Origin of the sequence: Shimia sp. MMG029 (assembly GCF_027947445.1) — a bacterium.
Lineage (GTDB): Bacteria > Pseudomonadota > Alphaproteobacteria > Rhodobacterales > Rhodobacteraceae > Shimia.
Genome location: NZ_JAQJIM010000007.1, coordinates 83067 through 105525 on the forward strand (window position 1 = coordinate 83067; position 22459 = coordinate 105525).

At 57.4% G+C, this 22459-nt stretch carries 20 protein-coding genes; 15 read left to right on the plus strand and 5 right to left on the minus strand.

Going from position 1 to position 22459, the window contains the following annotated elements; genetic code table 11:
- Positions 1-56 precede the first annotated feature (56 nt).
- From PJL69_RS15795 to uvrB, 4 genes are all read right to left on the minus strand, one after another.
- Positions 57-440 (minus strand): hypothetical protein, encoded by a 384-nt coding sequence (locus tag PJL69_RS15795; protein ID WP_271310519.1) that lies wholly within the window; start codon positions 438-440, stop codon positions 57-59.
- Between the two features lie 84 nt (positions 441-524).
- Positions 525-959 (minus strand): hypothetical protein, encoded by a 435-nt coding sequence (locus PJL69_RS15800; protein WP_271310520.1) that lies wholly within the window; start codon positions 957-959, stop codon positions 525-527.
- Between the two features lie 135 nt (positions 960-1094).
- Positions 1095-1781 (minus strand): hypothetical protein, encoded by a 687-nt coding sequence (locus PJL69_RS15805; RefSeq protein WP_271310521.1) that lies wholly within the window; start codon positions 1779-1781, stop codon positions 1095-1097.
- Positions 1782-3983: an excinuclease ABC subunit UvrB gene (uvrB, locus tag PJL69_RS15810; protein ID WP_441347502.1), complete on the minus strand. Its 2202-nt coding sequence runs from the start codon at positions 3981-3983 to the stop codon at positions 1782-1784.
- A 516-nt stretch (positions 3984-4499) separates the two neighbouring features.
- Between uvrB and PJL69_RS15815 the strand changes: the two genes are divergently transcribed.
- From PJL69_RS15815 to PJL69_RS15885, 15 genes are all read left to right on the plus strand, one after another.
- Entirely contained in the window at positions 4500-4811 is a 312-nt protein-coding gene (locus PJL69_RS15815) for an ETC complex I subunit (protein WP_209098326.1), read from the plus strand.
- Between the two features lie 179 nt (positions 4812-4990).
- Entirely contained in the window at positions 4991-7216 is a 2226-nt protein-coding gene (locus tag PJL69_RS15820) for a TonB-dependent siderophore receptor (protein ID WP_271310523.1), read from the plus strand.
- A gap of 255 nt (positions 7217-7471) precedes the next feature.
- A complete protein-coding gene (locus PJL69_RS15825) occupies positions 7472-8389 on the plus strand; it encodes an ABC transporter substrate-binding protein (RefSeq protein WP_271310524.1) in 918 nt (305 codons plus the stop codon).
- Entirely contained in the window at positions 8386-9411 is a 1026-nt protein-coding gene (locus PJL69_RS15830) for a FecCD family ABC transporter permease (RefSeq protein WP_271310525.1), read from the plus strand. The genes PJL69_RS15825 and PJL69_RS15830 overlap by 4 nt, the downstream gene beginning before the upstream one ends.
- Positions 9408-10424 (plus strand): FecCD family ABC transporter permease, encoded by a 1017-nt coding sequence (locus PJL69_RS15835; RefSeq protein ID WP_271310526.1) that lies wholly within the window; start codon positions 9408-9410, stop codon positions 10422-10424. The genes PJL69_RS15830 and PJL69_RS15835 overlap by 4 nt, the downstream gene beginning before the upstream one ends.
- Complete coding sequence (locus tag PJL69_RS15840; RefSeq protein WP_271310527.1) at positions 10424-11206, plus strand: ABC transporter ATP-binding protein; 783 nt, start codon at positions 10424-10426, stop codon at positions 11204-11206. Before PJL69_RS15835 ends, PJL69_RS15840 begins: the two co-directional genes overlap by 1 nt.
- An 11-nt stretch (positions 11207-11217) precedes the next feature.
- Positions 11218-12264 carry a siderophore-interacting protein gene (locus PJL69_RS15845; protein ID WP_271310528.1) on the plus strand — a complete coding sequence of 349 codons (1047 nt, stop codon included), beginning with the start codon at positions 11218-11220 and terminating at the stop codon, positions 12262-12264.
- 277 nt (positions 12265-12541) lie between these two features.
- Entirely contained in the window at positions 12542-13858 is a 1317-nt protein-coding gene (locus PJL69_RS15850) for a serine/threonine protein kinase (protein ID WP_271310529.1), read from the plus strand.
- Positions 13859-13869: 11 nt separating this feature from the next.
- The gene (locus PJL69_RS15855) at positions 13870-15084 is read left to right on the plus strand and encodes an FHA domain-containing protein (RefSeq protein ID WP_271310530.1); all 1215 of its coding nucleotides are present in this window, start codon (positions 13870-13872) and stop codon (positions 15082-15084) included.
- Entirely contained in the window at positions 15077-16024 is a 948-nt protein-coding gene (locus tag PJL69_RS15860; RefSeq protein ID WP_271310531.1) for a PP2C family protein-serine/threonine phosphatase, read from the plus strand. Before PJL69_RS15855 ends, PJL69_RS15860 begins: the two co-directional genes overlap by 8 nt.
- Positions 16021-17226, plus strand: coding sequence for a GTPase domain-containing protein (locus tag PJL69_RS15865; RefSeq protein ID WP_271310532.1), 1206 nt, complete (start codon positions 16021-16023; stop codon positions 17224-17226). Before PJL69_RS15860 ends, PJL69_RS15865 begins: the two co-directional genes overlap by 4 nt.
- Positions 17223-19301, plus strand: a complete 2079-nt coding sequence (locus PJL69_RS15870; RefSeq protein WP_271310533.1) for a dynamin family protein — start codon at positions 17223-17225, stop codon at positions 19299-19301. Before PJL69_RS15865 ends, PJL69_RS15870 begins: the two co-directional genes overlap by 4 nt.
- Complete coding sequence (locus tag PJL69_RS15875; RefSeq protein ID WP_271310534.1) at positions 19301-20257, plus strand: dynamin family protein; 957 nt, start codon at positions 19301-19303, stop codon at positions 20255-20257. The genes PJL69_RS15870 and PJL69_RS15875 overlap by 1 nt, the downstream gene beginning before the upstream one ends.
- A gap of 63 nt (positions 20258-20320) precedes the next feature.
- Positions 20321-20683, plus strand: a complete 363-nt coding sequence (locus PJL69_RS15880) for a hypothetical protein (RefSeq protein ID WP_271310535.1) — start codon at positions 20321-20323, stop codon at positions 20681-20683.
- Positions 20680-21492, plus strand: coding sequence for a hypothetical protein (locus tag PJL69_RS15885; protein ID WP_271310536.1), 813 nt, complete (start codon positions 20680-20682; stop codon positions 21490-21492). The genes PJL69_RS15880 and PJL69_RS15885 overlap by 4 nt, the downstream gene beginning before the upstream one ends.
- On the opposite strand, the gene PJL69_RS15890 is transcribed toward PJL69_RS15885, so the two are convergent.
- Complete coding sequence (locus PJL69_RS15890; protein WP_271310537.1) at positions 21467-22378, minus strand: LysR family transcriptional regulator; 912 nt, start codon at positions 22376-22378, stop codon at positions 21467-21469. The genes PJL69_RS15885 and PJL69_RS15890 overlap by 26 nt on opposite strands.
- Positions 22379-22459 lie beyond the last annotated feature (81 nt).

The following is a 22459-nucleotide window of genomic DNA, read 5'->3' on the forward strand; positions in this document are numbered from 1 at the left end:
CGGCCTAAGCAGACCAGTTGGGGGCCGGTGGCCCCCTTTTTATCTCGGCGGTGCGGTCAGCCTTCTGGGAAAGTGGCAAAACACTGATCGGATTGGCGGGACGCATCCGCGCGCGCGGCGCGCAGATCGCGGCGCAGCGCGTCCCGCTTGGTGCGCTCGGCGCGCAGGTCAATGTCCACCGGCACTTCGACCGTGTGATATTCCACTTCGTCGCAGCGATACCAGCGGCCGTCATCGTCGTGACAGTCTTTCGGCACCAGAATGGCCTCTTCATAGCTGTGCAGGGCGTAGCCGCGCGAGATGTTGGCGTCCGCCGTGGCAATCGCGCTTTGCAAATGGGTGACGCGGCTGTTGGCTGTGTTGAGGCAACGCTCCAGCGGCGTGGCGCAAGCGGCGAGGGTTGAGAGGGCGATCCCCGCAAGAACAATTTTTGCGTGCATGTGTGACTCCGTTTTTTGCGGAGCCATGGGGCAGCGTGGGCTGACAGGCAAAAGCGGGGCGGTGTTATTGGATAGCGGGAGGCCTTAAGAGAGTTGCGCTGCGGTGCAGTCGCGAAATTTCTGCACTTCGGGCGCGGCGCCGATCAGTGACACGCCGACGGTTTGGGCCTCGGTAAAGGCCAACGCGGTGTCATTGAACTGCAAGCCGTCCAGCACATTGCCAAAGCCGCTGTCCGCGACGTTGAGGGTTTGGCCGTTGTCTGAGAGCGCGTGTTCTGGCGTGGTGATGGTGATCTTATTGGGGCCGAGGAAACGCATGGCGAACCATGGGGTGGGGTGCCACGGGTCAGGCTTGCGGGTGATTGCTAGGGTGTAGAGCGGTTTGGTTGGGTCGTAGGTGAGGTAGATGTGCGTGTCGGTGGTTTCATGCGTCAGTGTGCAGGTTTTGCCACTGGTGGCCTGCCATGCGAAGGCCGGGGTCGCGAGGGAGGCGAGGACGGAGATGATGAGGCAGCGCATGTGGCGAGCTTAGGGGGTGGGTGGCATAGCGTCGAGAGTGTAGTGCGTCACAAAAGCATGATGCAGAGCATCATGCCGCGCCCGACCTCCCCCACGGGAGGGCGCGTTCGCTTCCTACCGAGGTCGGGCACGGTCCTAGACTTCGTTTTCCGACGGTTGGCTCTTTCCACCAATATACATACCGCTAAAATTTACCCCTAGTCCGTGGACGCCGAGGTCAGCGTTCTCCTCGAGCATTATCTGGCTTTGGTTGATGAAACGTAGTCTAAGATGGTGGCCGGTTTCAAAATAGGTAAAAGTACTCGGCACTTCATCAGAAACTAAGATGTGTTCGAGAACCCCGATATTGGGACCAAGTTCACTGTCTTCGCCAAAGAATGCTAAGCCGTCTACTAACAATCGCGTCAAACCTTCTACATTGGAGGGCAAAGAAGTTATGTTCAGTTCTGCACTTTGAATTGTATTGCCCGCTCTAACAAAATTTCGTGTAAAGATTTGCTCGTCACTATTTTGTATTTTCCCGAACGGGACCGTTTTTTGTAGTGATGCGACGAACTTGTACAGCTCTTCACGCATCTTTTTTACTTCCAGTAAGGTAAAGTTTTTTCGCTGACTTGTTCGACTGTCATAGATGTCGTGATGTTCGAGGCATAAGAAGGCCAAATTCTCTAAGGATGAATTAGAGTGGTCCTTGTCTAAATGCGCTATCTGTCCGGGTTTGATTTCCGCATCTCTTTCGGCTCCATAACATATACAGCAACGTCGCCTTGATCGAAGCAAAACGGCGGTTTCATCCGACTTTGTGATCCTTTGACGCGCCATTTACCGCCCCCGTCGCTTCACATTCCCACCACGTTGCCCGGCACGGCCTGCCGTTGAGCGGCCTCGGCTTTTGACCGCATCTTCCTCGGCAGCCTTGATCGCGTATTGCCGGGCCATCGGATCATCCGCCACGGCGAGGTCCACCGCCTCAAGCCGTTTGATCTCATCGCGCAGACGGGCGGCCTCTTCGAATTCGAGGTTCTCGGCGGCTTTGCGCATGTCGTCGCGCAGGCCGGAGAGCACGGCCTCCAGATTGCCGCCAGCCAGCGGGTTGTCGATCTTGGCGGTGACGCGGCTTTGGTCTGTGTCGCCTTGATAAAGTCCGGCCAGCACATCCTCGACGTTCTTTTTGACCGTCGCGGGGGTGATGCCGTGCTCTTCGTTATAGGCCATCTGTTTGGCGCGGCGGCGGTTGGTTTCGCCAATTGCGCGCTCCATGGAGCCGGTCATGCGGTCGGCATACATGATCACGCGGCCCTCGGCGTTGCGTGCGGCGCGGCCAATGGTCTGCACCAGTGAGGTTTCTGAGCGCAGGAAACCCTCTTTGTCGGCATCGAGAATGGCGACGAGGCCACATTCGGGAATATCGAGACCCTCGCGCAAGAGGTTGATGCCGATCAGCACGTCAAAGGCCCCGAGGCGCAGATCTCGCAGGATTTCGATGCGCTCCAGCGTGTCGATGTCGCTGTGCATGTAGCGGACTTTCACGCCCTGCTCGTGCAGGTATTCGGTGAGGTCCTCGGCCATGCGTTTGGTGAGGGTTGTCACCAGCGTGCGGAAGCCGTCTTGCGTCACTTTACGGATTTCATCCAGCAGATCGTCCACCTGCATCTCAACCGGACGGATCTCCACCTCGGGGTCCAGCAGGCCGGTGGGGCGGATGACCTGTTCACTGAACACCCCGCCGGATTGCTCCATCTCCCAGTTTGAGGGCGTGGCGGAGACAAAGACGGATTGAGAGCGCATGGCGTCCCATTCTTCAAATTTCAGCGGGCGGTTGTCCATGCAGGAAGGCAGGCGGAAGCCATGTTCTGCCAGCGTGAATTTGCGGCGGTAGTCGCCCCGGTACATGCCGCCGATCTGCGGCACAGAGACGTGGCTTTCATCGGCAAAAACAATGGCGTTGTCAGGGATGAATTCAAACAGGGTGGGTGGCGGCTCGCCCGGTGCGCGGCCGGTGAGGTAGCGGGAGTAGTTTTCAATCCCGTTGCAGAAGCCCTGCGCCTCCAGCATTTCCAGATCAAAGTTGGTGCGTTGCTCCAGCCGCTGCGCCTCTAGCAGTTTGCCCTCGTCTACCAGTTGATCGAGCCGCTGGCGCAGCTCTTTTTTGATGTTGACGATGGCCTGATTGAGCGTCGGTTTGGGCGTTACGTAGTGGCTGTTGGCATAGACACGGATCTGCTCAAACGTATCAGTTTTCTCGCCGGTCAGCGGATCAAACTCGGTGATGCTTTCCAGCTCTTCGCCAAAGAAGGAGAGCTTCCAGGCGCGATCTTCGAGGTGCGCGGGGAAGATTTCAAGGCTGTCGCCGCGCACGCGGAAGGAGCCGCGTTGGAAGGCCGCGTCATTACGGCGGTATTGCTGCGCCACCAGATCGGCGATCACTTGACGCTGGTCATACTCGCCGCCCGCTTTCAGATCGAGGGTCATGGCCGAATAGGTTTCCACCGAACCGATGCCGTAGATGCAGCTCACAGATGCGACGATGATCACATCATCCCGTTCCAGCAAAGCCCGCGTGGCGGAGTGGCGCATGCGGTCGATCTGTTCGTTGATCTGGCTTTCTTTCTCAATGAAGGTGTCGCTGCGCGGCACATAGGCCTCAGGCTGGTAGTAGTCATAGAAGCTGACAAAGTATTCGACCGCGTTTTCCGGGAAGAAGCCTTTCATCTCGCCATAGAGCTGGGCGGCGAGCGTTTTGTTGGGCGCGAGGATAATGGCGGGGCGTTGCGTTTCCTCAATCACCTTGGCCATGGTGAAGGTTTTGCCGGTGCCTGTTGCGCCAAGCAGCACCTGATTGCGGTCACCCTCGTTGATGCCCGCGGAGAGTTCGGCAATCGCTGTGGGCTGATCGCCAGCAGGCTCAAACTCTGTGTGCATCACAATCCGCTTGCCGCCCTCAAGTTTGGGGCGGCGGACAGCCTCGGGGCCGGGGCTGTTCAGCAGGGGGGCGTTAGCAGCGTCGCTCATCAGAGACTCCATCGCGGGGGGCAGATCGTGCTCCTGATTTTGGTCTCTTTTTGTTCCTGTGCAAGGGCGAAAGCGCATTTGGAGGCATTCTGTGGATCTGGCCCTGCGCCGTGGTGATCCGCGCGTATGTTTGCGGGTGTAGAAAAGGGTCATGACTGCACAGTGCTTTGCGCAGCGCGGGCCGGATTGATTTACCTAGGGTTCATCTGGGCAACATTCTTTTGGGTAAGAAATTTCTATATGTTTTGAAATAATGGGAAGTGGTTCCGTGCATTTGTGAAACTAAATATATACTGCACTTGCACCTTAAGCATTGGTCTCGCTATGCTATTGTGAGCAAGCAGTCATGGAGGACGGACTGTCCAGCTGCAATTACACCCCTCGCTCCCCGCAGCCTGACTGAGCGTTCTGACTGCTTGCAAGCTTATCTTTCTCGTCACATCACCGGTTTGTGGGCGCTTGCGCCAATCTGACACTTGTTTGAATGGTCAGAATCCGGGATACATTTTGCAGTCCAAGGAGAAAGCGATGATTGCGCGTATCTATCAGCCCGCCCGGACTGCGATGTCGTCGGGCACAGCAAAGACCCACCAGTGGGTTCTGGAGTATGGACCCTCTGAAGCCAAGGACATTGATCCGCTGATGGGGTGGACTGGATCTGGTGATACGCAAACTCAAGTGCGGCTTAAATTTGAGAGTAAAGAGGCAGCGGTGTCCTACGCGCGAGAGCATGGCATCGAGGCGCAGGTGATCGAGCCGCAAAAACGTAAGCCCAACATCCGGCCCGGTGGATATGGTGAGAATTTTGCCACCAATCGGCGTGGGCCCTGGACGCACTAGCGCCGTTGCAAAGCAGCACAGTTAGAGCTGCAAACACGCTGATTTTCTGGTGGTTGCATTATTGCATCATCGTTGCGCGCGTTTGGCGTGCTTGCTTGACCAAAACGTAAGGCAGAGATAGCGCGGTCTAACCCAGCGGCTTGCCAGGCGGATCTTCAAGGAACAACAGGACAGAAGAGATGCGTTTGCAGCGAGCGGCGGTTTCCGTCGTGGCGTTGGTTGCGGCATGGCCGGCCTTCGCACAAGATACACAACTGAAAGATATCAACGTAACCGGCGCGGATACTGAAGGATACTTCGGCGAGCCAGTGGCCCTCAACACCGGTACGATTGCCAAAACAGGTGATGCGATCATCGACACACCACGGTCTGTGAGTGTGATCACGACAGAGCAAATTCAAGAAAGAGGCGCGCGTGATCTGGAGGAAACTCTGGCCTATACACCGGGTGTGCGTGCCGGGCTGTTTGGTCAGGATAACCGCGCGGATTGGGCAAATGTCCGCGGGTTCACCCCCAATTTCCTGCAAGATGGTCTGCAGACACGTTATGACTTTTACAATGGACCGCGCCCTGAGACTTTCATGCTCAACAGTGTTGAAGTTCTGCGCGGACCTGCCTCTGGTCTGTACGGCAGCGGCTCTGTTGGCGGGGTTATCAACACCACTTCCAAGACATCGGCACAGGATGCGCCAAACATTGTTCAATTCCAGCTCGGCAGCAACAATCGCAAGCAAGTTGGTGTGGACGTAAGCGGGAACGGCAATAAAAGCGGGACGCTGAGCTACCGTTTTGTGGGGCTGTTGCGTGATTCCGATGATGTGTTGCCATCTTCACAGGACGACACCTTCAATCTCGCACCGTCCTTCACATGGCGTCCAAGTGAAGATACCGAACTGACGGTGCTTGCCAGCTATCAGAGAAGCCGTGCGACCCCAGCGACGCAGTTTGCCTCTTGGATCGGCACTTTGGAGCCTGTGCCATCCGCCTTTGTCATTCCTGACTTTTCCGGTGGTGCTCCGATTGTTGTGCCATCACCCAACGCTGGGCGCGAGTTTGACTCTGACCTATATGTTGGGGAACCCGGTTTTGACCGATACGATTCCGAGTCAGCCAGTTTGTCGGCAAGCTTCAAGCATCGCTTCAACAACGTATGGTCTGTGAATGCGAATGCACGTCTCTCTGACTCTGATGCCGAATATGATCACGCCTATTGGTATGGTGCGACAGATATCCGTACAAACCTGCCAGCGCTTGCCCAATATCTCTATCTCGGTCGCTATAAACTGGATGGCACAATCAACCGCACCTTCTACAAGGCGCGCAATTCTCTGAAAACCTTTGGTGCCGATGCCTACACCACGGCGGAATACAGCCTTGGTTCTGTCGAGATGCGCAGCATTGTCGGATTGAACTACAGCCGCGGTGAGTTTGACAAAGACTCCTCGGACAACACTGACCCAAACAACCACGGCGCACCGATCAATCCGTTTGATCCGACATACGGTAACATCATTGATGTCGACATCATTGACACCCCTTCGGTCACAACGAAGGAGTGGGGGATCTATTCACAAAACCGCGCAACCATCAATGACCGCCTGTTTGTAGACTTCGGTGTGCGCTACGGGCGCGTTGAAGTTGGCGAAAATCTGGATTCCGCCAATGGCAATTTGCGTCCAGGTGCAGAGGACAGCGCATGGACCGGCAATGCCGCTGTGATGTATCGCTTTGACAACGGGCTGGCGCCTTACGTCAGCTGGGCAACGAGCTTCCAACAAGAAGCGTTTGGCACGGATGCCAATGGTCGACCATTTGATCCAACCGAAGGTGAGCAGTATGAAGTTGGTGTGAAATACCAGCCAACCGGTACAAACACTCTGTTGTCTGCAGCGGCATTTGACATCACAAAGTCGAACTTGCTTCAGAGAGATCCGACGAACCCGAATTTCCAGGTGCAGACAGGTGAAACGAGCTCCAAAGGGGTTGAGCTAGAGGCCTTCCATAGCTTTGGCGACTTTTCTGTTCAGGCCTCCTATACCTATCTGGATACGCAAACAGACACTCAGGACTACATTGATGGTATCCCCGAGCATCTGGCGTCAGCATGGGTGAACTACACTCCCAAGCAGCTTGATGGCTGGAGCTTTGGTCTTGGGGCGCGCTACACTGGGTCTACCTTTGGTTCAGCTGGTCTGCCTGTTGCGCTGCCGGGTCTGCCAACCGAGTTCAAAACCGGTGCTTACACCCTGTTTGATGCGGCGGTGTCCTATCGGAAAAATGACTGGCTTGTGGCGCTTAACGTCAACAATCTCTCGGACGAACGTGTCATCACTGGCTGCGGTGCTTTCGCCTGTTACTTCGGTGAAGGGCGCAATGTGATGCTGACGGTCAGCAAAACATTCTAAGCGGTTCAACGAGGGCCAGTCGTGTAAGCTGTGGCTGGCCCTTTCAATTCTTGACAACTCAGACCCACAAATTTACCGAAATACTCCAGCCACTGTTGAGATGAGCATCGCTCACACTGCAGCCAGCCCCAAGGTTCGAAGCGTTCAAGCAACGTGGGTATGCAAGACAAGGGCAGGCAGGTGCGCATAGTTTTTTCCATTGCTTTGGCGATAGGGCTCTTCAGTACACAGCTCTTGGCTGCGGGCGCTTTTCCCGTGGAGATTTCGCACAAATACGGCACAGCCCGCATAGAGGCCGCGCCGCAAAAGGTGGTGTCGCTGAGCTTCATCGGCCATGACTTTTTGTTGGCTCTGGGCACTGTGCCTTATGCGCTGCGGATGTGGTACGGATCGCACCCCTATGGGGTGTGGCCTTGGGCACAAGAGGCGCTGGGCGATGGGCAGCCGATCGTGATGCGCGGCGAGATTGATATAGAGCAGATTGCGGCGATGAAGCCGGATCTGATCGTTGGGCAGTGGAGTGGGATGACAGCGAGTGATTATGCGTTGCTCAGCCAGATTGCGCCGACCATCGCCCCGCAAGAGGCGTGGGGAGATTATGGGGCTCCCTGGGCCGGGATGCTGCGCACGCTTGGACGGGCTCTGGGGCGATCTGAAGATGCGGAGGCACAAATTGACCGCATCGAGCGGCGCTTTTCAGACATCCGCGCGGCGCATCCAAAGTGGCAAGATGCAACGGCTGCCGTTGTGTGGTCCGGGACCACTGGGGCCTATACGGCGGATGACATCCGGATGCAGTTCATGGCGCAGCTTGGCTTTCGCGCACCACCGGCGCTGAACGATATCGGGGCGTTTGATGCAATTTACAAAGTCATCCCGGAAGAAGTCACGGATCCGATCGATGCGGATGCACTGCTTTGGATTGACGCGGGCAGCAATGTGGATCGGTTGAACCGTCTGCCTTTGCGCCACACCATGCGGGCCTATCAGGAAGGGCGAGAGATCTATGTGGGGCTAGAGCTGGCGGCCGCGTTTTCACATTCAAGCCCTTTGAGCATCAATTACACGCTGGATCATCTGGTGCCCTTGCTCGAAGCGGCAATGGATGGTGACCCAGCCACAGAAGTTTCCACATCTCGAGCAGTCGGGATTTTGCCGGGAGAAGCCAAATGACGATGTTGGCGGACCAAAGTCTCCCAGAAAGGCGCGATCGACGTCCGGCTGTGTTCCTGCTCGCTGTTTTCGGCCTCGGAATGCTGTCTGTTCTGTCACTACGGCTTGGATTTCGCCCGGTTGATTGGCCGAGTGTTTGGAGCGCGTTCACGAATTTTGATGGGAACAGCGCTGCGCAGATTGTTGTGTTGGACATTCGTTTTCCTCGCCTGCTGGCGGCGCTCCTTGCGGGCAGCGCACTGGGCGTAGCGGGGGCCCTGATCCAGGGTATGACACGCAATCCCTTGGCAGACCCCGGTCTGTTGGGGATCAACGCGGGTGCAGCCTTTGGTGTTGTGACCGTTGTTTTTGCGCTCGGCTGGAGCGACCCTCGACAATTTGTCTGGGTGGCGATGGCTGGTGGCACGGTGGGAGCGGTCCTTGTGTTCGCATTGGGCGGCGGCGCGCAGGCCAGCCCGGCGCGGCTGTTGCTGGCGGGGGCCGCGATCACCGCATTTTTCCTTGCGATGAGCCGCGCGGTTCTCCTGATGAGCCGGCAAAGTTTGGACGTTTACCGCTTTTGGGTGTTGGGCGGACTGGATGGTATCAGCGCAGCTGACGTTCAGGGATTGCTTTTCTTCTTTGTAACAGGCTTTGGCATCGCGATTGTGGCGGCGTTTCTGTTGAACGCTTTGATGCTGGGGGAGGACACAGCCCGTGGGCTGGGGGTCAATGTTGGTTTGGCCAAGCTGATCACGGGGGGCGGAATTGTGTGCCTTGCGTCCAGCACCGTTGCGATGGCCGGGCCAATTGCTTTCATCGGTTTGATGGTGCCGCATCTGGCACGACCGCTGTCTCAGCAAGATATGCGCTGGCAGGTGGCGTTTTCTGCCGTACTTGGCGCGGTGTTGATGGTGTGCGCAGATTTGGTGGGACGGTTGCCGCTGCTTGGCGGGAACATGCAGGCGGGCGTTATGGCTGCGCTGATCGGGGGACCCGCTCTGGTTATCATGGTCCGCCGCAGTGGGGGACGTGCGCTATGAGTCTTTCTATCCGGACAAATGTGATGTCTTTCTGCATCGAACGGCGCGCCGTGTGGGTGGGTTTTGGCCTGTTGGCGCTGGTCCTTGTGATTGGTCTTTTGTCGCTGAGTATTGGCAGTTACCCGCTGGGCATTGATCAGGTGGTGCAAGGGCTTGCCGGACAACTCGGCGGTATTGAGCAGATGATCGTGCGCGACCACCGGTTGCCCCGGATATTGGTCGCCATTGGCGCCGGTGCTGCCTTTGGCATGGCGGGTGCAATGTTTCAGGCCATGCTGCGCAACCCGCTGGCCTCACCGGATGTGATCGGCTTTACGGCTGGCGCAAATTTTGGCGCGCTGCTGGCGGTTGTTTTGACCGGAAGCATGGTTCTGTTTGGGGCGCTGATGGGAGGGCTGGCGACGGCTGGCCTTGTGACTGTTTTGGCCTGGCACCACGGGCTACAGACCGGTCGGATCATTCTGGTCGGCATTGGCGTGAGCCTGACGCTCGCCTCAGGGGCTGATGTCCTGATGAGTATGACTGATGAACAGGTGGCCGCTGACATGGCGCGTTGGCTGACGGGGTCGTTGAACACGCGTTCTTTTCAGGATGTGACGCTGATCTGGGGTGGTCTGGTGCTGTTGTTGCCGATTGTCGGCTGGTTGCAGTTTCCACTCGCACGGATGGCGATGCATGATGACATCGTGATCGGGTTGGGCTTGGCGCTCTCCCCGCTGCGTCTGGCGATCACCTGCACAAGCGTTGCTTTGGTGGCATTGGCGGTCAGCGTGGCAGGGCCGCTGCCGTTTGTTGCCTTTGTAGCAGGACCCATTGCGCGGCGTCTGACGGGCGGCGGGCGGCCAGCTGTTCTGACCGCGGCCTGCGTGGGCGCGATTGTGACGATGGCCGCGGATTTGGCGGCGCGCTCAGTGCCTTTGATTCAATTGCCGGCTGGGGTTTTCACTGCGTTGGTCGGCGCACCTGTGCTGTTGTGGCTGCTGGCCGTGCAATACCGAAAAGGGAATTTTTGATGAATCAATCTGTGCGATTGAGCGCCGACTCCGTTTCGGTGGCTTTTGGAGACACGCCTGTATTGCAAGACTTGTCGCTGGCGCTGCCAGACGGCCAAGTCACGGTGATTGTCGGCCCAAATGCCTGTGGCAAGTCCACTTTGTTGCGCAGCCTGTCGCGTTTGCAGAAGGTTGACGCAGGTCAGATCATGCTGGACGGCCAAGCGATTGCGAAGCAACGCTCCAAACATGTGGCGCGTGCGCTTGCGGTGTTGCCGCAGTCCCCTTCTGCGCCGGAGGGGAACACGGTGTTGGACCTCGTGCGTCGCGGACGGACCCCCCATCAGTCGGCATTGCAGCAGTGGTCCAAAACCGATGCAGAGGCGGTGGCGCGTGCACTGGCGTTGACAGGTATGACCCACAACGCACAGCGCGCGATTGAAACGCTCTCTGGGGGGCAGCGACAACGGGCTTGGATCGCGATGGCACTGGCGCAAGACACCGACATTCTGTTGCTGGATGAGCCAACGACCTATCTGGACCTGCCGCATCAGATTGACCTGCTTAATCTTGTTAAGTCTCTCAACCAAGAGACCGGGCGTACGGTTGCAATGGTCTTGCATGACATCAATCTGGCGGCGCGTTTTGCGGATCACATTGTCGCTCTGAAAGCGGGCAAGGTGCAGGTTCAGGGCCCGCCAGCCGAGGTTGTCAACGCGGCCATGATGCAAGATGTGTTTGGCCTGCCGTGCACGGTGATCAGCGACCCTGTCCATGGTCATCCCCATGTAATCCCCGCTTGAAAGGCCGCAGTATGACAGACCAACCAACCTTCCCCTATCTGGCGCAAACCGAGCTGGCGGGCATTGCTTATCCGGCGGTACAGGCCCTGCTGTTGCATGAAGCAGAGGAACATGACCTTGAACTGAGCGAAAACTCGGACAGCCGTGTTGCGTTGATGACTGAATATGGCCAGTTGATTTTTGATGCGATGGAGGGCGGCGTTGTGGCGGCAGTGCACTCTCAAAGTGAGGAGAACCTGTTTATCCTCAAGGAAAGTCTGCAGGAGAGCATCTCCCATTTTGCGCCGGAGCTCGCTGATCAGATGTCCTGGTCTGATGCGGGGGCACGCACCGGGTTTCCCCCGAACTTCCAGCTGGTCACCGTGCTTTCCGCAACGCCACTTGGCAGCAATTTCATGCGGGTTGTTGTGCAGGCCGATGATCTGAAAAACTATACGGATGCGGCGATCCATTTCCGGATTGTGCTGCCGCCAGCGGGCGATGATGCGCCGCAATGGCCCGCCGTGAATGAAAAAGGGGTCTCCGTTTGGCCAAAAGGTGAGAAAGCCTTGCACCGTCCGGTGTATACTGCGCGCTCGATCGATCATGACACCAACAGGCTGACATTTGATGTGTTCGTGCATGAAGGCGGGCGCACGACTGATTGGGCGACGTCTGTTGTGCCGGGTACGAAGGTGGGGCTGACGGGCCCCGGCGGGGGCGGTGTGCCTGATGTGGCGGCCATTGCGATTTATGCAGATGACACGGGTTTCCCGGCTGTGGCGCGCATGTTGGAAACGTTGCCACAGGAGACGACCGGGCGGGTTGTTCTCTTGAGCGCCGCAGGGGCCTCATCTGGCTATCCTATGCCATTGCATGCGAATCTCAAACCGGAGTGGCATTCCGCCGCGACGCTGGAGTCGCTTGCTGATTTAGCGCTGTCAGAGCGCGAAGCTTACTCCGATCACATGCTGTGGTTCGCTGCTGAGAAACAGGATGTGCAAAAAATGCGCAGCTTTTTCAAAGACGCGGGCCTGAACGCCAAAGCGCATTATTTGGCGGCCTATTGGGGGCGTTAAGACCGGCGCTGGGCTTTAAGTAAGCAATTACAGGTGTTTACAGCCGGTTCATCCCGTGAGGGTGGACCGGTTCTTTGGTTTCTAGGAGCTTGATGCCTTGGGCAATGAGCCCAGTCTGCGCAGTTCCTAACATATTCTCTTCAAACCCTAATTGAGTGCCAAACCTGTTGCGCAGGGTTGCCACAATCGGAACACATTTCCTTCACAACTTGGCCTTCCAGGTGGGTACGTGCAGCTGCATTTCCTCCCGATTGTATCAAAGATAGAGGACCATGCGTTGATTGACTGCGCCGAAGATACCCTGACTGTGCTCCCTCCGGGGACCGAATTGCTGAGGGGGCAGTACCGGATCACGCGCAGTCTGGGCCAAGGGGGATTTGGCCTGACTTATCTGGCGTCTGACAGTCTTAATCGGACGGTGGTCATCAAGGAATGTTATCCGGACCAGATCTGCCGACGTGAAGGCGCGCGCGTTGTGCCGGCGGATCCAGAAAGCGCTGCTTTTTTTGCCGCAGTGCTGGCGCAGTTTCAGGCGGAAGCCCATCGTTTGGCTGACCTCAATCACCCCAATATTGTTTCGGTGCATCAGACATTTGCCGAAAATGGCACGGCCTATACGGCGATGGATTTTGTGGAAGGCGATGACATTCATGAACTGGTGGATCATGCGCCCGGCCGCTTGACACCCAAACTCGTGGACGGGCTGTTTCGACAAGTTTTGGAAGCGCTGAGCTATCTGCATGATCGTGGCGTGCTGCACCGCGATGTGGCACCGGACAACATTCTGTTGAACGCCAAGGGTGACGTGACCCTGATTGACTTTGGCGCGGCGTACTCCGCGGGGGACGCCAGTGAGGGAGAAGGTCATCGGTTACTGGCGGTGAAGGATGGTTACTCGCCGCCCGAATTCTATACCGCAGATGGTGCGCAGGGATCCTTCAGCGATATGTATTCCATGGGGGCGCTTTGCCATTTGATTTTCACTGGCGAAGCCCCACCTGATGCGCAGACGCGGCTTGATACGATCGCTCAAGGTCGCATGGACCCATATGTTCCGCTGGAGTCCACCGATTTTGACATTGATATACGCCTGAAGCTTGTCACCGATCGTGCACTGGCGCTTGATCCGCAGGACCGCCTGCGCTCTGCTGGCGATTTTCTGGCGATCATGGATGGCCCCATCCCCAAACCCTTGGCTGCGTTTGATCCAGCGGTGATCGAAACGATTGGTGCTTTGGTCAGCGCTACCAATGAGACACTTACACCGGGATTGCCCAAGGCGTTACAGCAGCCGACACCAGCGTCAGGCGTTCCTGCGTCAGTGGCTGAAAGCCCGAAGCAATATGTCGATATATTTGGAGACCCAATCGACGATGTCGAAGCCTACTTAAAAGAGCAGGACCGACTTTGTGATCGTCGTCAACGCAAAGCGGTGCCATCCCTCCTTCATGGTCCAAAGGCGCAGGCCGCCGGGACTGATCCTAAGACCACCGCATCACCAAATCCAAGAGGAACCGGATCGCTGTTTGCGCGGCTTTGTGACCGGCTCAAAGGGGATCGGCCGCCGCCCAACACCCGTCTATTCCTGATCTGAAGGGACATCTCATGAAATTCATCCGCGATATTATTGCTGAAAAAACACAGGCGGCGGAGCAGGATCCTGCCGCTGCGTTGTCTTATCCGTTGCGCCTGAGCGCGCAGGATCGGACTGAGAGCGCTGCAGAGGCGCATGCGTACCCATCTGCAGCAACCGTGGCTTCGCCACTCGAATCTGAGCCGCCTGTTGCGCAACCGGCAGCCGCTGAGCGGGCGTCTGCGATAGCGCCCGCCGCCGAAGACCTGCTGCCAAATCCAGAGCCGCAGGTGAACATGGATGCGATCACGGCATTGATGGGAACGCAGGCGGATGAGCGCGCGCTGCACAACGCGCCGGAGACAAACGCGCCGGTGTCAGAAGAACACGTTGCTGAGGCGCCTGCACCACTGGTGCTGGAGCAAGCAGTTGTCTCTCCAGATCGCCTTGAGAACGCGGAACATCTGGGTGCGCGCACGTCCAGTTCAGCAGCCGAAGAAAAGGTGGCTGTGCCTGATCATCGCCATTTGGATATGACAGGCGGGTATGTTCCTGCGGCGGACCCGGTACCGGCCCCGCCAATCCTAGAGACCGCGGCAGCGCCGACACCAGCTCCAACGGCGATCCCTACCGCAGCCCCTGCGCCCGCCGAGTCAGCACCGCAAATGGCTCCTCCCTCGCAACCTGTCACACGGGAGCCTGCGCTTGCAGAGATTGGCCTTGAAGCGTTGCAAGCCAATGTGGGCGCACACAAACCCGCAAGTGGCCGTGGAACAAAGGGCCGCGTCAAAACCCGGCTACTGGGTTTTAGCGCCCCCTCCAGTCAGGCAACCGATCCGTTGTCACAAGCCCCAGAGGCGCCAACCTCGGCACAGGCGAGTTTTCCGGTCGGTTGGCTGGTGATTGTGGATGGGCCAGGCAAAGGGGCGTCGTTTGCTTTGTTCGATGGGCTCACGCAGATTGGCCGCGGTGAAGGGCAGACCTTGCGTCTTGATTTTGGGGACAACACGATTTCGCGCGAGAACCATGCGGCCATCGCCTTTGACGGAGAGCAACGCCGGTTCTTTTTCGGCCATGGCGGCAAGGCAAACCTTGTGCGTCTGAACGGACAACCGGTTCTGAGCACTGAAGTTCTGGCCTCACAGAGCCTCATTCGGATCGGAGAAACCACGCTGCGGTTTGTGGCGCTTTGTGGGGAAGAGTTTACCTGGAGCGACACTGAAAAAGGATCTGCGCATCTTGGTTGAGCTTTGTTTTGATGTGGCCACGGGGCTGAGCCTCGGTGCGCGTGACAGGCAGGAAGATACCGTTGTTGCGGATTTCCCGCTTGGTGCGCCAGTTGGCTTTGCGGTGTTGTCTGATGGCATGGGCGGACATGCTTGCGGCGACATGGCCAGCGGTATTGTGGCCACAGAGATGTTCAGCGAACTGAAGCTGCTTGCGGCGGCTCCGGCACAAATGGAACACGACATTGGTGTTATTTTAAGGGATGCGGTGACTGCCGCGAACCGCTGCATCCATCTGTATGAGGCCCAAAACGGCGCTGCGCAGGGCATGGGAGCAACGCTTGTTGCGCCGGTTCTGTTTGAAAATCGCCTTTATTGGGTGTCGGTTGGGGACTCTCCGCTGTATTTGTTTCGCGGCCAAAAGCTTTATCGCTTGAACGAAGATCACTCCTTTGCCGCCTATGTAGATGGTTTGCGCGCGCGGGGCGAGATTTCACAGGATGAGGCCGACAACCATCCGGATCGCAGCGCCTTGATTTCGGTGCTGGCTGGCGGGAAAATTGCCAGAGTCGATTGCCGGACTGTGCCCACGTTGTTGAATGACGAGGATATTGTTTTGGCGGCAAGCGATGGCTTGCACACGCTTTCTGATGCGGCGCTGACAGAAATTTTGTGTGCGCATGCGCAGCGGTCTGGCGCCCAGATTGGCGACGCGATTTTGCGCGCAGTTGAGGCCGCAGGCTGCCCGGATCAAGACAACCTGTCATTGTGTGTCATAAAGGCTGCGCGCGCGACGGAGGCGATGCTTTCTACGCCGCAAGCGCAACCACAACAGACCCGTCACACCGAGTCTGCCCAAAGGGGCGGCGTGGAATGCAAAACTGTTGTGCAGATAGATCGAGACGCACGCAATGGTGTGCAACGCTCTGTGCTTACGCTCATTCGAAAGGTCGCAAAATGACGTCTGCCAAGTCAGATCAGATCGTGACACAGCTACACTCTGCGCTGGAAACGGGGCGTTTGCCCGCCCACCATCAGGCTCTTGGGCTTCAGGTTTTGGATCACTTGTCTCAGGCGGTGAGCGTGGTCGTGTTGGGACGTGCTGGCAGCGGGAAGTCTAGCCTGATCAATATGCTGATGGGTGGAGAGTTGCTTGCGCCTCCGGCAAGCGTCGAGATGTGCGATGTCGTATATGGCGACCGCGCAAAACTGACTTTGGGCTGGTCGGACGGTACAACCCGCGCGTTTGGGGGGACAGCGGTGGACGCCTCAGAGGCGGAAGGCGCGATCTGGGCCAGATATGAGCTGCCGTTGCAGACACTGCGGTCGCAACGATATTGTGAAATTGCTCAGCCCAATGAACCGACGCGACAGCGGGACCTGCTGGAGACCGCCTTGGCAAAGGGGCAGGTGTTCGTCTGGTGTAGTGAGCTTTTTGACCGCGCAGAGCAAGAGATCTGGACTGCGCTGCCCGAGACCGTGAAAGATCACAGCTTTCTTGCCCTGACAAAAGCGGATCGCCAGATCATGAAAGGGGACCTTTCAGAACGCATTGCGGAGCTGGAAGCTGTCGCTGCGGATGAATTTCTTGGCCTGCATCCTGTCGCCACCCTGCACGGGTTGAAAGCGCGCTGCGCAGAGAATTTTCAAGCCGACTTATGGGAGGCTTCCGGCGGTCGAGATCTGTCAGAAGCGGTACAAGCACAGGTTCAGAAAGGACGTTCGGCGGATCTGGATCAAGCAGCAATGTTGCTGGCACAGGTGCCCGATCTGGATGTCGCGCCAACGCAGGAAGAAACGCTCGGGCGCGATCGCAATGCCCCAGAGGCGCCGCGCGAGCAGCAGATGGTTCTGCTTGATGAACTGCAAACGCATTTGCAAACCGCTGCACAAGAGATGCTGGCGGATCTGGATGCGGGCAAAGTGCCCAATTCGGACGTTGTTGTTTCGCGATGCACTTCTGCGTTGAATGGGCTGACTGAGATGCTTTCTGATGCTGCGGCCACAGAAGGCGGTGTCTTTGAAGGCTTGCTGGAGGATGCGCAGGACGGAGGCGAAACGCTCACCCTTTTGCAGGTCGAGCAAAATGCCAAGGCGGCTGAAGATTCTGTGGTTGTGCTGTTGCAGCTGAAAAAAGAAATCGGCGCGAGGGCCCCCGCATGAACATGCAAATTCGACCCGAGGGCAAGCCCAATGTCCAATCCTCCCGACGGATCGCAAACCTGCGCACTGGATTGGAAGGCTTGCAGGATCTTGGCCGCGATCTTGACCGCTTAGACGTTCTGCTTGGTGCCCTTTCTGAGGTTGCGGGGAAGAACACGCGCAAAACTGTCGAGCGGTTGCGCAAGGATGTGGCCTCTTTTGAGCCGACAATCACCGTTTTGGGACAGGTCAAATCCGGGAAAACCACGTTGGTCAATGCCATGGCAGGCTGGGCGGATCTTTTGCCCTCTGATGTCAACCCATGGACGTCGGTTGTGACTTCTTTGCATCTAAAGCCCGCTTCGCGTCCGACCGAAACCGGAGCGTCGTTTCAGTTTATGACGGAAAAGAACTGGGACCGGTTGCTCAATCAGGGCGGGCGCATCGGAGAAATGGCCAGCCGCGCAGGCGCAGAGAGCGAGCTGGCAAAGATCGGCGAGCAAGTTCAAAAAGTGCGTGCCAAAGCGCAGAAACGGCTCGGTCAGAAATTCGATCTGCTGCTCGGGGAAACACATCGCTACGGCTATTTCGATAAGAATCTGCTTGAGCGTTATATCGTCATGGGTGACGATTTTGGTGCAGATGACAGTGAGCAGGGGCGCTTTGCAGATATTCTGTCTTCTGCGGATCTGCATCTGAATTGCGACACCATCCCTGTGCCGCTTTGCCTGCGAGATACGCCCGGGGTCAACGACACCTTTATGATGCGTGAGCAGGTCACCATTCAGGCCCTCAGGAGCAGCAAAACCTGCGTGGTGGTGCTCTCTGCCGGGCAGGCTTTGACCTCTGTGGACATGGGGTTGATCCGGCTCATTTCCAACCTAAAGTCCCGTGATGTGGTGATTTTTGTCAATCGCATTGATGAGTTGCCTGATCCGGTGAATCAGGTGCCAGAGATTGAGGCGAGCATCCGCAAAACGCTGCGTGATCGGCAGGGCCCCGAAGAGGTGGATATCCTGTTTGGCAGTGCCTATTGGGCCAATAAAGCCCTGAGCGGAAACATTGAAGGCATGCCAAAAGTGTCCAGTCAGGCGCTGTTGGAGTGGGCCGAGATCGCGCTTGAGCCTGACAGCGGCCCGATGGCGCCCCACGAGTTGGTCTGGGAGCTTTCCGGCATGAGCCACCTCTATCGCGCCCTATCAGAGCGCGTGATCGAGGCGCAGGGCGCAGAACTCGTGACAAAAACGGCGAAAGCGGCATTGACTGTGGCGACCAGTGAAGTGGCGGCAGGCATGGTGCGCATAAAGCCCAGTGAAACCGCGCAAGCGGCCACTTCACTAGACAACGTGCAAGAGGATTTTGCTGCGATTGCCGCGTTCCACAAAGACGCGTTTGACAAAGAACTGACAGCGGCGATTGCGGATTACCACATCCGTGCAGATCGGGCGCAAGCGAAGTTCATTGACCGCGCGCTGCGTTCATTGCTGTCGCATCTGGAAGCCTACGGGAAAGCCGTCGTTTGGGACTATGACCCCGTGGGGTTGCGCATGCTGTTGCGCTCGGCTTATTCGGCTTTTGGGGCGCGGGTGCGCAGCATGTCGAAGGCGCGTTTCGAGGCGGCGATGACGGATGTGGCGGTGTTTTACGCCAATGCCTTTGGGTCTGCCGTTGAAGGCATCCAGATGGCGCCACCCAACCTGCCTGAAGTGCCTGCTCCGGTGACGCTCGGGCAGACCATTGCGCTGGATTTCAACGATGGTTGGTGGATTTCCTGGTGGACGCGCATTCGCGGATATGACGCGTTTTCCAAGCGGTTTCAGAATTTGATTGCGCGGGAAACCGAAGACTTCATGACGCAGGCCAAAGATGTGCAGACCAGCCAGATGCGCGATTTGGCGCAGGCGCAACTGCACAGCTTTTTTGAGCAGCACACAGACATACTCAGAGATATCGGCGCCACATCGGCAGGCGCACAATTGGACTCTCTTCTGCAAAATGGAGCAGAGGGACAGAAGCGTGGTCAGCTGCAAACGCTGACCACAGAGTTTGAGCGCCTGTTGGCAGAACGGGACGCTGAGGCAAAAGGGACAAGGTGATGACAGATCCGCAGGCAACCCCAGTGACATCGCAACCTGTTCGCAAACCGCGCATCGCTTTGATGGGCGAGTTCAGCGCAGGCAAAAGCACATTGATGAACCTTCTGTTGGGGTGCGACCCGATGCCGGTGCGCATCACAGCGACGCGGGTGCCACCGGTTTGGGTAACCCATGGCCCGCGTGGCGCGGTGCTTTTGCGCGAAGATGGGTCAGAGGAGCGTTTTGAAGGTGCTGATCTGACTGAGGCGCCGATGGAAGGCACCGACCTGATCCGCTTCTCCATGGAGTCTGATATTCTAAAACTTTGTGAGTTGATTGATATTCCCGGGATTTCTGATCCCAATCTCAACTACGAAACTTGGTTGGATGTCCTGGAAGAGGTGGATTGCGTGCTGTGGTGCACGCACGCCACACAGGCTTGGCGGCAATCGGAGGCTGCGCTTTGGGAACAGATCAGCGAAACTGTGAAGGGGCCCAACTATCTGGTGGTCACCCAATTTGACAAATTGAGATCAGAGCGTGATCGCGCGCGCGTTTTGGCGCGTCTTGCAGCAGAAGCCACCGCGGAGTTTGAGGCGATTATCCCGCTTGCCACCATGGACGCGATCAATGCCGGATCAGATGAAGAGGCCTGGCGCGCAAGCGGAGGCGCGGCCCTGATTGAACGCATGGTGACCATGCTTGTTGGTGTGCCACAGGGGGGTGTCCCGCAGGCACCCTCAGAAAAAGACCTTGTTAACGTCAGCACGCTAGAACCAAGAGACGGCGAGGTGGATCGTTCCACGCTTGACGCACAGGTGCAGCCGAAAATGGATCATGCGTCATGTGCAGGTGCGATTGGCGAAGACGGAAAAAAGGTTGTGCCGCGTAGGGTGCGCCCAAAATCGCCCAATCCAGAAAGGCCGTCGGCCGCTGAGTTGCAACCCTATGCGCTGCAAGGGTTTCCAGGCGGCTGAAGATATGAACAGGGGGCATAAAATGAAACAGCCTGAGGGCGCGACAGTGGAGGCAACACATCTGTGACCATTGCCGCCCGTCTCGACGCGTTGCGCAGGGAGCTTCCCAAGTGCCAGGTTGTTGGCTTTGGGGACGTTGATGCACGCCTTGTGCTTAAAGCGGCACATCAGGATGGCTTGGCGCGTGAGGTGCTCGACAGCTATTGCACAGAGGCTTTGACGTGGTTTGAAACCGCAGGTGCCGCCAACCAGAGTGTAACTGTTGGTGACCACTGTGTCGTTTTGGGCGCTCAAGATATGCGGGTTTATTTGCGTCATGAGGGGCGGACAGATTTCCTGTTTCTGGTGTGCGACTTAGAGAGTGATGTCGATCTTGTTTCCTCTGCGGGGCGGCAGATGTTGACCGCACTGGCAGGCCCCGCATGATCGCGCGTCGCAACGCAAGGTCGGCCACATTGCCGCCCGATCAGGATACCGATCTGCGTGACGCGCTGGAGGCGCTCGCAAAACCGGCTGAGCATCGCTATGGATGCTGGCGCATGTTTGCAACGGATGATGAGGCGCTAAGGGCCGTGGTCGTCGAGGTCGGGCAGGTGATTTTGGCGCGTCGTGTTCGGGTCAGCGTGCGGGACACCGAAAGGGTGTTAGAGCTCACCATAAGCAACCGACACCTGATCGACATCTCAGGGTTGTCTGTGTCGCCTGAAGAGGCCACGGCGCAGCAGATTGTTTCAGCCTTGCGTCAGGCGATGACAGATGCGCGCGTGCTAAAATTTGAGATCATAGACACAGCGCCACTCATAAGAAACGGCACCCGATCATGGCCCCTAACAGCGCTTTTTCAGGCGCTTCAGCAGGACGTCGACACCGCCACCAATTCCGCTGACTGGGCCGATCTTGTGGCCCAATTGAAAGCGCTGTCCGTGAGTTGGATTGACATGCCTGAGAGTGCGCAGCCCGCCGCGTATGGGGATGCGCCAGCTGTTGAGGTGCTCCGTCAGTTTGCAGCTTCGCGCGCAACAGCGCAACGCGCAGGGGAGCGGATCGGAAGGCCACAGCCGTTTCTGGCGATGGTGCATACTGAAACGGGCGGACTTTTGGTGCAGCTGAGCTTGCCGATGCAACAGATTTATTTGGCCGCCCCGGTAACGCATCGCAAACAGATCACCGCCCTTTGGTGCGCGTTCGTCAGAGCAGTCGATCCCCGTCCTACCAGACCTGTTGAAGCAGGTTGAGTGTCTCGGCCATGATGGGACGTTCCACGTTGCGTTCCAATGTGATGAAGCTGAGGCTGGCGGGCACGGATACGGTGGCGCAGACAACGATGCCAAAGCTTTGTTTTTGGTGCAGGGCGATGGAATCACGGCACAGGCTGAGCCCAATCCCTGATCGGACCATTGCCAGCATAGAGGCTTCCTGATCCACTTGGGCCACGATGTTTTGGGTGCAACCGTGTGCCTCAAACACGCGATTGAGCAGGCGATGATGCACCGAAAGTTCCGGTGTTCCGATCCATGGCAATGCTGCGAGTTGCTTCCAATCCGCGTGCTCTGCCTGGGTGCCCCACCCGCTGGGCGCAATTACGCGATAGTTGAAATCTGCCAGCCGCACAGCGTGGATTGGCAGTTCATTGTCTGTATGACTGTCAGGCAAATCGTCCGGCGCACTGAGATAGAAGCCCGCATCAATCTGGCCGCGTTTGAGCCAATTGAGCGTATTGCCACTCACCCCATGCAGCAAATGGGTTTCAATGGCGGCGTGATCCTGCCGCAGTTTGGCCAGCAAATGCCCAAGGCGAATGAACTCCGGGTCCACGATTGTTCCAATGCGCAGCGTGCCACTGAGCTGGCCAGAGCGTTGGCGGGCGCTGCGATGAAAATCGCTCATGGCGTCCAGAACCTTTTCCGCCTTGGCAAGCATCGCGGCGCCATCGGGTGTAACCTGAAGGCCGGTTGTGGTGCGCGTGAAGAGAGACAGATCGGTTTCTTCAGCGAGTCGCTTGATCTGATGGCTGATTGCAGGCTGCGTGAGGTTGAGCACCTCTGCCGCCCGCGACACGCTGCCTTCTCTGGCCACAGTGACGAAGGCCAAGAGGTTGTTTAGGTTTGAAAAACGATCCATATAAATTTTTCTAATATAGGTTTGTGGGATTTGTCATTAGCCACATGCGTGCCAATGTCGAATAAGCGGGCAACAGGTGCA

Excerpts from the sequence above, each read along its gene's own strand:
- PJL69_RS15795 (WP_271310519.1), bottom strand. The coding sequence starts at position 440 with ATGCACGCAAAAATTGTTCTTGCGGGGATCGCCCTCTCAACCCTCGCC.
- PJL69_RS15800 (WP_271310520.1), bottom strand. The coding sequence starts at position 959 with ATGCGCTGCCTCATCATCTCCGTCCTCGCCTCCCTCGCGACCCCGGCC.
- PJL69_RS15805 (WP_271310521.1), bottom strand. The coding sequence starts at position 1,781 with ATGGCGCGTCAAAGGATCACAAAGTCGGATGAAACCGCCGTTTTGCTT.
- uvrB (WP_441347502.1), bottom strand. The coding sequence starts at position 3,983 with ATGGAGTCTCTGATGAGCGACGCTGCTAACGCCCCCCTGCTGAACAGC.
- PJL69_RS15815 (WP_209098326.1), top strand. The coding sequence starts at position 4,500 with ATGATTGCGCGTATCTATCAGCCCGCCCGGACTGCGATGTCGTCGGGC.
- PJL69_RS15820 (WP_271310523.1), top strand. The coding sequence starts at position 4,991 with ATGCGTTTGCAGCGAGCGGCGGTTTCCGTCGTGGCGTTGGTTGCGGCA.
- PJL69_RS15830 (WP_271310525.1), top strand. The coding sequence starts at position 8,386 with ATGACGATGTTGGCGGACCAAAGTCTCCCAGAAAGGCGCGATCGACGT.
- PJL69_RS15835 (WP_271310526.1), top strand. The coding sequence starts at position 9,408 with ATGAGTCTTTCTATCCGGACAAATGTGATGTCTTTCTGCATCGAACGG.
- PJL69_RS15840 (WP_271310527.1), top strand. The coding sequence starts at position 10,424 with ATGAATCAATCTGTGCGATTGAGCGCCGACTCCGTTTCGGTGGCTTTT.
- PJL69_RS15845 (WP_271310528.1), top strand. The coding sequence starts at position 11,218 with ATGACAGACCAACCAACCTTCCCCTATCTGGCGCAAACCGAGCTGGCG.
- PJL69_RS15855 (WP_271310530.1), top strand. The coding sequence starts at position 13,870 with ATGAAATTCATCCGCGATATTATTGCTGAAAAAACACAGGCGGCGGAG.
- PJL69_RS15865 (WP_271310532.1), top strand. The coding sequence starts at position 16,021 with ATGACGTCTGCCAAGTCAGATCAGATCGTGACACAGCTACACTCTGCG.
- PJL69_RS15870 (WP_271310533.1), top strand. The coding sequence starts at position 17,223 with ATGAACATGCAAATTCGACCCGAGGGCAAGCCCAATGTCCAATCCTCC.
- PJL69_RS15875 (WP_271310534.1), top strand. The coding sequence starts at position 19,301 with ATGACAGATCCGCAGGCAACCCCAGTGACATCGCAACCTGTTCGCAAA.
- PJL69_RS15885 (WP_271310536.1), top strand. The coding sequence starts at position 20,680 with ATGATCGCGCGTCGCAACGCAAGGTCGGCCACATTGCCGCCCGATCAG.
- PJL69_RS15890 (WP_271310537.1), bottom strand. The coding sequence starts at position 22,378 with ATGGATCGTTTTTCAAACCTAAACAACCTCTTGGCCTTCGTCACTGTG.